Raw genomic sequence first — 8,782 nt, forward strand, 5'->3', positions numbered from 1 at the left:
CGGCTGTAACGCTGGGAGTGGGCATGGGACTGAAGGACGCGGTCGCGGTGGTCACCGGCGCCAACCGGGGGCTCGGACGGCATCTGGCCGCCCAGCTCGTTGAGCGCGGAGCGACGGTGTACGCGGCGGCCCGGCGCCCCGAGACGGTGGACCTGCCGGGGGTCACCCCGCTGCGGCTCGACGTGACGGACGAGGAGTCGATCCGGGCCGCGGCGCGCATCGCGTCCGACGCAACGCTGCTGGTGAACAACGCCGGCATCTCCACCGGAACTCCGCTGATCGCGGGCGGCCCGGACGCGGTGCGCCTGGAGATGGACACGAACTTCTTCGGCCCGCTCGCCGTGACGCGGGCCTTCGCCCCCGTCATCGAGTCCAACGGCGGCGGTGCCGTGCTCAACGTCTTGTCTGTCCTGTCCTGGCTGCACCCGGCCGGCCTCGGAGCCTATGCGGCGGCCAAGGCCGCAGCGTGGGCGCTGACCGGCGCAGCCCGGGAGGAGCTGGCGCCACGCGGCATCGCCGTCTCGGCGCTGCACGTCGGATACATGGACACCGGCATGGCCGCGAGCGTTCCCGCCGACCAGAAGGCCGACCCCGCCGAGGTCGCCGCGCAGGCCCTAGACGGCATCGAGGCGGGACTGCCCGAGATCCTCGCCGACGAGATCACCCGGCACGTGAAGCAGAGCCTGGCCGCATCGCCGAACGCGGCCTGAGGCGCGCATCGCGGCCGCCCACCGCAGCGGTGGGGCTCTGGGAAAGCGAAACAAACCTCACAAAGTGTGGCGTACTGGTAAAAGTCCGGCACGCACAGTGGCCACGTCCCCATGCGGACGACGGAAAACGGAGACGACGATGAAGGCCTTCATGATCGAGCGGTACGGCGACCAGAGCGGCGGTCGCATCGCCGAGACGCCAGACCCGCAGGTGGGCGCCGAGGACGTCCTGGTCCGGGTCCACGCGGCGAGCGTCAACCCGCTGGACTTCAAGATCCGCGACGGCGACTTCAAGGCGATCCTGTCGTACCGTCTCCCCCTCGCTCTGGGCAACGACCTCGCCGGGGTGGTGGTCGAGGCGGGATCGGACGTCACCCGCTTCGCCGTGGGCGACGAGGTCTACGCCCGGCCCGACAAGGACCGCATCGGCACCTTCGCCGAACTCATCGCCGTCCACCAGAACGACCTGGCACCCAAACCGGCCACCCTCACCATGGAGGAGGCCGCCTCCCTTCCCCTGGTCGCCCTGACATCGTGGCAGGCACTGGTCGAGAGGGCACAGGTCCAGCCGGGTCAGAAGGTCCTGATCCACGCGGGCTCCGGCGGAGTGGGCACCATCGCCCTCCAGCTGGCCAGGCATCTGGGCGCGCATGTGGCCACCACCGCCAGCGCGGCCAACGCCGGTCTGGTCAAGGAGCTCGGCGCGGACGTCGTCGTCGACTACCGGACACAGGACTTCGAGGAGGTCCTGGACGGCTATGACGTCGTCCTGGACACCCTCGGCGGCGAGACCCTGGAGAAGTCCCTGCGGGTCCTCAAGCCCGGCGGGAAGGTCATCAGCATCGCGGGGCCTCCCGACGCGAACTTCGCCCGCGAGCTGGGCGCGAACCTGGTCCTGCGGCAGGCGATGAACGCGCTGAGCTGGAAGACCCGGCGCCACGCCAAGCGCCAAGGCGTCACCTACTCCTTCCTGTTCATGAAGGCCGACGGCGACCAGCTGCGCGAACTCACCCGGCTCATCGACGCCGGAGAGATCCGCCCCGTCGTCGACCGCGCCTTCTCCTTCGACCAGACCCGCGAGGCGATGGAGTACGCCGAGAAGGGCCGCGCCAAAGCAGGCAAGGTCGTCGTCGCGATGAGGTGAGAGCCCCCACCGCGCCACCGGTACGCCTCGGCAACGAGAGGATTCCGCCTCCCGCCACCTCCATCCGCACAGGAGCCGATCATGAACGCACCGCGCAGTTCCCCCACGCCCGCCCCGTCGTCGTGCAAGGAGGCACCGACTCGTTCGGTGTCCGTGCGCGGCGTCGACTTCGTCTACCGGCAGCTCGGTGCGGAAGGAGACGGCGTGCCGCTGATCCTGCTCCACCACCTCGCCGCGGTTCTGGACAACTGGGACCCCCGCGTCATCGACGGACTCGCCGCCCGGCGCCGGGTCATCACCTTCGACAACCGCGGAGTCGGTGCGTCAGGCGGCTCTACGCCCGACACCATCGAAGCGATGGCCCGCGACGCGGTGCTGTTCATCCGCGCGCTGGGCTTCGAGCAGGTCGACCTGCTCGGCCTGTCGATGGGCGGCTTCATCGCCCAGGTCATCGCGGCTCAGGAACCGCAGCTGGTGCGCAAGGTCATCCTCGCGGGCACAGGCCCCGCCGGAGGCCCCGGCATCGACAAGATCACCGCACTCACCCTCCAGGACACCCTGAAGGGCTTCCTAACCCGCAAGGACCCCAAGCAGTTCCTCTTCTTCACCGACACCGAGCACGGCCAAAGGGAAGCGCGCGCCTTCCTGGAACGGCTGAAGGAGCGCACGGACGACCGTGACAAAGCCATCTCGCCGAGGTCGTTCCGCGCCCAGCTGAAGGCCATCCGCCGATGGGGCCTCCAGCCGCCGGCCGACCTGACCCGTATCGGCCAGCCGGTCCTGGTGGCCAACGGCGAGAGCGACCGGATGGTGCCGAGCGAGAACACACTCAACCTGGCCGCGCGGCTACCCCGGGGCGAACTCGTCCCCCTCTACCCGGATGCCGGCCACGGGGGCATCTTCCAGTACCACGACGAATTCGTCACACGGGCGCTTGGGTTCCTGGAATCGTAGCCAGACCGGGGCCCGACACCGATTCGCGCGGCCCCGTGAGGTTCGCCGATGCGCGGGAGGCGCTGGCAGCGGACCCAACTCGTAACTCACCACACCCCGGTTTCTCACAAACGTTCCTTTGCGCGAGCAAGATCAATCATGGGCCGCCGGACCCCAGCCGAACCCGGATTCGTTCGCAGAACCCGTTCTCACTCAAAAGCAGGACGGACCCCCTTCTGAGACTTGCATTGTGCGAAAATCCGGGCCCATGACAGACCCTCAGCAGCCTTCCCCGGCCGACCGGTCGGACGCGGACGACGTCGAACTCACCGCGCTCGCCGACCACCTCACCGCCCACGGCCTGGTCCTGGAGATGCTCGCCGGACCCCTGCCCGGCATCTACGACCCCACCGGCCCGGGCAAGCTGCTGTTCGCGTTCTTCGCCGCGATGGCGGAGACCGAGCGCGAGAACATCCGCGAATCCACGCTCGAAGGGCTCGACACCGCGGCACGCAAGGGCAAGCACGGCGGCCGGCCCCCTGTCATCACCGACGACATGCTCCACACCGTGCTCCGGCGCCGCGCGGGCGGCGAGTCCGTCGAGCAGATCCAGCCCGACCTCATCATCCCCACCGGCAAGCGCAAGGGACAGAACCCCTCCGTCGCCAGCATCTACCGGGCGCTCGCCGAACACGCCAAGCGCGAGGCGTACCCCGAAGCCGTTGAACAGGCCCACGCCGACTTCGCCGCCCTCCAGGCCAGGCCGGCGAAGTCCCCGGACCCCGCCTCGCTCTCCCTGACTGAGCGTCACTCTGATCACAGAGAGCTACTTGTCACTTCGCCGTAGCTTCGGGAGAACAGAGCCAACCGGAGCGCGTCAACCCTGCGCGCACCGACAACCTCGTCCGCCCAGCAGGTGCCGGAAGAAGACCACTTCATTTCGGGTCGGTGCGATGCGCCCCAAGCCCTTCCACGTCAGCGTGAAGAACCGGACCAACTCCTCCCGGCCAATGTCCGGCGCGTTGCCTCGGTACTACCGGCCTGAGCGGACCGTGGGCGCCGATGAGTCGGTGTCATGGATGGTGGTCGATGAGGATCTTGGGTTGCGTCGAGGCGTGCGCGTACCTGGCGGAGGTGCGCGGAGCGGGCCGGGCGTTCAACACCGAGAAGACGTACGCTGAGCGGATCGCCTTGTACTTGTCGTACTGCACGGGGTACGGAGTGGACTGGTCGCGCCCGAGCCTGGCGCAGCCGATGGCGATGATGCGCCGGCTGGCGGACGAACCGACGCGGCCCATGCTCCTACCGCCGGCCGCCCGCCCTGGAAATATCAGCACTCGACGTCGAACTCGAGTTCGTCGTAGCGGTGCTCTGCGATCTGCTCCCGGGTCCCCGAGACGAGGGTGATGCAACCGTCCCCGAAGACCGTGCTCTCCGGGATGGAGAGGAACAGTGCCTTCCCGCGGTCTTCGACCGGGTGTGAAAGGCGCGGGAGTAGCCACCGAGCTGGAGGTCATATTTCCACCGGACGTCGGGAATCTCCCCTATCTCATCGATCAACTTGGTCACGAGGCGGGCCCGCTCGGCGTCGCCCTCGGCGTAGTCGGCCGCTTCCGCAACCTGGGACCAGTGGAGAGGGTCGGGCTTGGTGGTGCCCGGGACCGCGTAGAGCGGGAACGGCTCATGAGACTTCGACTGCGAGTGTCGTTCGACGGTCTCAGTGCCTGCCGGCAGGTGGATGATGACGCCATCCTCCGGGTCGTCCGTGATCTCGGCGAGGATGACCAGGTGACCGTCGGCGGGAAAGTCGATGTCGAGGACATCGGCAGGTAGTGCGGCGCAGTCGATGGTCACCACGTGCGACCGGTACGAGGGCACTTCCACATCCTCGGGCAGATGGGGAAACCCAAGGGCCCGAGCGGCCGGCCGGGCATCCTTCTTCAGCTCTTGCGGCAGTTCGTCGTAGGGGCAGAGGTAGATGCAGGGGCGCAGGAGGCGGATGAACGCCTCGGTCACCGGATCGGGTACGGCAAGGGCCCGTCCAGCGTCGAGGACGGCTTCACGCACGCTCAAATTCATGGACGTCACAGTGCCATGCGTCACTGACATCCCCCTACGCCCCAGCCGCCCCTGATCGATGCGGCTCCGCGAGCGCACCCCGGCAGGGTTACGCCGGCCAAAGGCGTCTCCACCTGATCCGTCATGCGGCCTGGCCTCGGATGCCCTCGATCGCGATCTCCAGCAGCCGGTCCGCCTGCTCGTCGTCATCGTGCTGCTCGGCGGCCAGTGAGATGGCGTTGACGAGCGCGAGCAGGTCCTCGGCGCGGATCCCGGCGCGTACGGCGCCTGTCTGTTGTGCTCGCCGCAGGAGGTCGCGCGCCGCATTGGTGATCATCGCCTGGCAGCCTGCGTTCTGCTCCAACAGGTCGGCATCCCGGCTGTCTTGCAGCAGTGAGGCGGCCAGGCCGCGACTGGCGCACGCGTAGGTGTTGAGGTCGCCAAGCCAGGCCAGGAGCGCGGGGCCCGGCTCGTTCTCCTCGGCGCGTTGTGCCGCCATGGCGCAAAGGTCCTCGACGCGGTCATGGAAGACGGCTTCGAGCAGGGTCCGGCGGGAGGGGAAGAGGCGGTGCAGCGTCGCCGATCCCGTCCCGGCTTGACGGGCGATCTCCTTCAGGGCGGCGCCGGCGCCGTCACGCGCGAAGACGTCCCGGGCCGCGCTGACGATGCGGTCGTAGTTGCGCTGAGCGTCCGCACGCAGGGGCCGTCGCCGGGCGGCGTAGGGCATGGCCTCCTCCAGATTTTGACAAGTGGGCTGGCGCTCCGGTTAGAGTAGCCGAACCGTAAGTGGGCTGCGAGCCCACTTACGGTCCGACGATTGGGAAAGATCATGCGCGCCGTCCAATACACCCGATTCGTCCCTCCCGAGGTGCTGCGCATCAACGACGTGCCCACGCCTCAGCCTGGGCCGGGAGAGGTGCTCGTCGAGGTCCGCGCCGCGAGCGTGGACGCCGGAGAACTCGCCTTCCGCACAGGCAGACTGCGCGGCATCGCCCGAGCCCGCTTCCCCCGCGGCCTGGGAGTCGACTTCGCCGGCCGCATCGCGGCCCCGGGCTCCGGCGTACACGCCTGGAGCGAGGGAGAGGAGGTGTGGGGGTTGATGCCGCACTTCACCTTCGGCGCCATCGCCGACTACGTCACCGTCCCCGAACAGCGGCTCGCCCGGGCCCCCAAGAACCTGAGCCTGCTGGACGCCGCCGCCCTGCCCTCGTCGGGCACCACCGCCCTGACCGCCCTGACCGACAAGGCCGGCCTCACCAGCGGTGAACGGCTCCTGGTCCGCGGCGCCACAGGCGGCGTCGGCAGCATCGCCGTGCAACTGGGCAAGGCGCTCGGCGCCCACGTCACCGCGCTCGCCGGCGCACGCAATCTCGACTGGGTCACCGAACTCGGCGCCGACGCGGCCCTGGACTACCGCACGACCCGGCCGCAGGACATCGGTCATTACGATGTGATCCTCGACGTCGTAGGCACCGATCTCGGGGCCTACCAGGCCCGGCTCGATCGTCGTGGCCGCATGGTCGCGCTGGCCTTCGACCAGGACCGAATCCTGACCTCCATGGCCACCACGGGACTGCGAGCCGCCCTCTCACCCCGGCGCATGAAACTCTTCAGCACCAACCCTTCCCCCGCGCGGATAGCCGAGCTCACCGCCTCCACCGAGGCGGGCAGCGTCCGCCCTGTGATCGACGCCGTCTACCCGATCGGCGACGTCACAGAGGCTCACCGACGACTCGAAGCCGGCGGAGTCCGCGGGAAGCTCATCATCGACATGCAGCGCTGACCTGCACCTGCTCCACAGCGTCGCCACCGGTGCGGAGCGTCCAACTCGGCGACGAATTCGACGGCGTGCAACCTCTGCCGGCGCCGGTAGTCATAGACCACCGGTTTCGGCGTACCAGCGGGAATTCCAGCGCCTCCGGCAGATCAATCGCCCACCACAACACTCACCAGGCGACGGCTCGGCCGGTTGCTCCCCCATGACCGCCTGAGCCAAAACCTTTCGTTCCCCGCACCTCATACCGGATGTCCCGGTCGCGACTCCTGTTTGTAGGAGAGGGTCTTCAGTCCACTGTAAATGATCTTGAACCCAGCCGAATGCCTTTACAATGTAGATCAATAAATCTGCGGCATTACCGCTCATACGGCCAGACGCTTGACACTGCCGGGCGCTCCCACAGGCATCTCTCGAAGCGGTGCCCTCGACGCCCCTCCCCCGCCGAGTCCGATACCTGGATCGCCATCCTGTGGGCATCAGCGCGACGGCACCCACCCCCCGGCCACCGGCCGTGGCCCGAACGCCTGATGCCGACCGCGAGTGAAACCGTAGGATCATCCGCGCGATCCGACGATCAACGGTGGCCACTCCCCCGCCTGGCTGCTGATCCAGGCCGCCCAGCTGTCTTGGGAGATCCGCTCCATCTTGCCCCTGATCCACGGCGCGCGCCTCAACCTCACCGAGGAGCTGTCGATCCGGCCTGTCGTTAAGGAAGCTGTCACCAAGTACACGCGAGCGTGTTGAGCCTGGTCAGTGGGTACGGTGGCGGGGCGCGAGGACCTCAGTGACCTTGGCGATGGCCTCAGCGCCGGGTTTGACGTAGCGCATGGCGGTGCGGGGGTTCTTGTGCCGGGTCTTGCCCATGATGAGCTGCAGCGGGATTTCGGCGTCGCCGAGGTGGGTGGCGGCGCTGTGTCGCAGCTGGTGCAGGTCGAGGCCGGCGTATTTGTCCAGCAGGACGCGGGCGCGGTCGTAGCCGAGGCGGGCGCGGCCGGTGTGCGGGCAGATGTCGGCGGCCGCCCTTCGAGCGGACGGGGGCGCGGCGGTGCTCCAGGTCGAGGTCTTCGACGTTCAGCGCCAGGATCTCCGCGGCCCGGGCCGCGGTCTCGTACAGCATCCGCCACAAGGTCTTCTCGCGCAGCGGGATGTCGCGGCGGGACAGCAGTCGGTGGATGGTGGTCTTGGCGACCGCGCGGGTCTCGTCGGTGCTCTCCTTGCGGCGTTCGGCCTCGGCCGGGACCGATGGGGCGGCCCAGTGCTTCTTGGTCTGGCACCAGAGCAGCCAGGAGGCGACGGCGGCGCGGTTGCGGTTCCAGGTCGCCGGCGCGCATCGGCCCCACAACTCGGTGAGCGCGGCGCCGATCTCGGCGTCGGTGACGTCGGCGAGCGGCCGGTCGCGGCCGAGCACGTCGATGGTGCGGTCGATGGCCGAGGCGTAGGCGCGATGGGTGTTGGGGTTGGCGGTGCGCGGGTACAGCGGCCCAGACTGGCACGGAGGCGCGGCCTGAGCAGGCATGCCTGCTCACTGTCCGGTGTTCGGATGAGTTCCGTGTGGCGATTGACCTCTACCAAAGGTCCAGCACCCCGCTGCAACGCTCTGGGCAGGGGGCGCGTTGTGATGCGCGATGAGGTAGGTGATGCAGTTCGCAGCGATGTGCGTGGCTGGGTCAGCTGATGGTCCGGTTGAGGGGCTTCGCGATGGATGAGCGGCTCCGGGCGCATGGCCGGTCAGGGGCAAATTTTTTGGTACGCCGGGCCTTCCGGCACGTACCGCTCCCATTCCTGCAGAGTAAAGGAACGCCTCACCTGAGCACACAGAAATGGCAAGGGTTCGACGAGATAGCTCACGTCCCACAGCCGCACCGTCCCGTCTTTGTCGCCGCTGCTGGCCAGGGTGCGGCCGTCCGGTGCGAACGCCACTGAGGAGATCCCGTCCTGGTGGCCGGTGAGCTGGGCTATTTTCCGGCCGCTGGCCGTGTCCCACAGCCGCACCGTCCCGTCGACGTCGCCGCTGGCCAGGGTCTTGCCGTCCGGCGTGAACGCCACCGACTTGACCGGGCTCTGGTAGCCGGTGATCGTGGCTCTTTCCCGGTGGTTGGCCGTGTCCCACAGCCGCACCGTCCCGTCGTCGCCGCCGCTGGCCAGGGTGCGGCCGTCCGG

At 68.6% G+C, this 8,782-nt stretch carries 10 protein-coding genes and 1 pseudogene; 5 read left to right on the plus strand and 6 right to left on the minus strand.

Annotation, left to right across the window (positions count from 1 at the left end; genetic code table 11):
- Window positions 1–23: 23 nt before the first annotated feature.
- The 4 genes from BM085_RS31175 to BM085_RS31190 all read left to right on the plus strand — a co-directional run bounded on the left by BM085_RS31175 (window position 24) and on the right by BM085_RS31190 (window position 3,634).
- Window positions 24–710 (plus strand): SDR family oxidoreductase, encoded by a 687-nt coding sequence (locus BM085_RS31175; RefSeq protein ID WP_093890430.1) that lies wholly within the window; start codon window positions 24–26, stop codon window positions 708–710.
- A 139-nt stretch (window positions 711–849) separates the two neighbouring features.
- Window positions 850–1,854, plus strand: coding sequence for an NADP-dependent oxidoreductase (locus BM085_RS31180; protein ID WP_093890431.1), 1,005 nt, complete (start codon window positions 850–852; stop codon window positions 1,852–1,854).
- A gap of 81 nt (window positions 1,855–1,935) precedes the next feature.
- Window positions 1,936–2,808 (plus strand): alpha/beta fold hydrolase, encoded by an 873-nt coding sequence (locus tag BM085_RS31185; protein WP_093890432.1) that lies wholly within the window; start codon window positions 1,936–1,938, stop codon window positions 2,806–2,808.
- A gap of 247 nt (window positions 2,809–3,055) precedes the next feature.
- The gene (locus BM085_RS31190) at window positions 3,056–3,634 is read left to right on the plus strand and encodes a recombinase family protein (protein ID WP_245789800.1); all 579 of its coding nucleotides are present in this window, start codon (window positions 3,056–3,058) and stop codon (window positions 3,632–3,634) included.
- A gap of 226 nt (window positions 3,635–3,860) precedes the next feature.
- Here BM085_RS31190 and BM085_RS44795 read toward each other — a convergent pair whose 3' ends face one another.
- The 3 genes from BM085_RS44795 to BM085_RS31205 all read right to left on the minus strand — a co-directional run bounded on the left by BM085_RS44795 (window position 3,861) and on the right by BM085_RS31205 (window position 5,572).
- A complete protein-coding gene (locus tag BM085_RS44795; protein ID WP_177245364.1) occupies window positions 3,861–4,085 on the minus strand; it encodes a hypothetical protein in 225 nt (74 codons plus the stop codon).
- Window positions 4,086–4,089: 4 nt separating this feature from the next.
- Window positions 4,090–4,866, minus strand: a complete 777-nt coding sequence (locus BM085_RS31200; protein ID WP_218158871.1) for a hypothetical protein — start codon at window positions 4,864–4,866, stop codon at window positions 4,090–4,092.
- Between the two features lie 121 nt (window positions 4,867–4,987).
- Window positions 4,988–5,572, minus strand: a complete 585-nt coding sequence (locus BM085_RS31205) for a TetR/AcrR family transcriptional regulator (protein ID WP_093890433.1) — start codon at window positions 5,570–5,572, stop codon at window positions 4,988–4,990.
- Window positions 5,573–5,674: 102 nt separating this feature from the next.
- Between BM085_RS31205 and BM085_RS31210 the strand changes: the two genes are divergently transcribed.
- Window positions 5,675–6,628 (plus strand): NAD(P)-dependent alcohol dehydrogenase, encoded by a 954-nt coding sequence (locus tag BM085_RS31210; protein WP_093890434.1) that lies wholly within the window; start codon window positions 5,675–5,677, stop codon window positions 6,626–6,628.
- Window positions 6,629–7,372: 744 nt separating this feature from the next.
- On the opposite strand, the gene BM085_RS47215 is transcribed toward BM085_RS31210, so the two are convergent.
- The 3 genes and pseudogenes from BM085_RS47215 to BM085_RS31220 form a co-directional block, all read right to left on the minus strand.
- A complete protein-coding gene (locus BM085_RS47215; protein WP_342742910.1) occupies window positions 7,373–7,630 on the minus strand; it encodes a tyrosine-type recombinase/integrase in 258 nt (85 codons plus the stop codon).
- 58 nt (window positions 7,631–7,688) lie between these two features.
- A pseudogene (locus tag BM085_RS47220) lies at window positions 7,689–8,138 on the minus strand (tyrosine-type recombinase/integrase); the annotation flags it as partial.
- Window positions 8,139–8,350: 212 nt separating this feature from the next.
- Window positions 8,351–8,782: WD40 repeat domain-containing protein (locus BM085_RS31220; protein WP_093890435.1), on the minus strand; the 432-nt coding region annotated here is incomplete at its 5' end.

Origin of the sequence: Streptosporangium canum (genome assembly GCF_900113865.1) — a bacterium.
GTDB lineage: Bacteria > Actinomycetota > Actinomycetes > Streptosporangiales > Streptosporangiaceae > Streptosporangium > Streptosporangium canum.

Bases quoted from the DNA above. Each gene is read 5' to 3' on its own strand.
- BM085_RS31175 (WP_093890430.1), top strand. From the start codon at position 24: ATGGGACTGAAGGACGCGGTCGCGGTGGTCACCGGCGCCAACCGGGGG.
- BM085_RS31180 (WP_093890431.1), top strand. From the start codon at position 850: ATGAAGGCCTTCATGATCGAGCGGTACGGCGACCAGAGCGGCGGTCGC.
- BM085_RS31185 (WP_093890432.1), top strand. From the start codon at position 1,936: ATGAACGCACCGCGCAGTTCCCCCACGCCCGCCCCGTCGTCGTGCAAG.
- BM085_RS31190 (WP_245789800.1), top strand. From the start codon at position 3,056: ATGACAGACCCTCAGCAGCCTTCCCCGGCCGACCGGTCGGACGCGGAC.
- BM085_RS44795 (WP_177245364.1), bottom strand. From the start codon at position 4,085: ATGGGCCGCGTCGGTTCGTCCGCCAGCCGGCGCATCATCGCCATCGGC.
- BM085_RS31200 (WP_218158871.1), bottom strand. From the start codon at position 4,866: ATGAATTTGAGCGTGCGTGAAGCCGTCCTCGACGCTGGACGGGCCCTT.
- BM085_RS31205 (WP_093890433.1), bottom strand. From the start codon at position 5,572: ATGCCCTACGCCGCCCGGCGACGGCCCCTGCGTGCGGACGCTCAGCGC.
- BM085_RS31210 (WP_093890434.1), top strand. From the start codon at position 5,675: ATGCGCGCCGTCCAATACACCCGATTCGTCCCTCCCGAGGTGCTGCGC.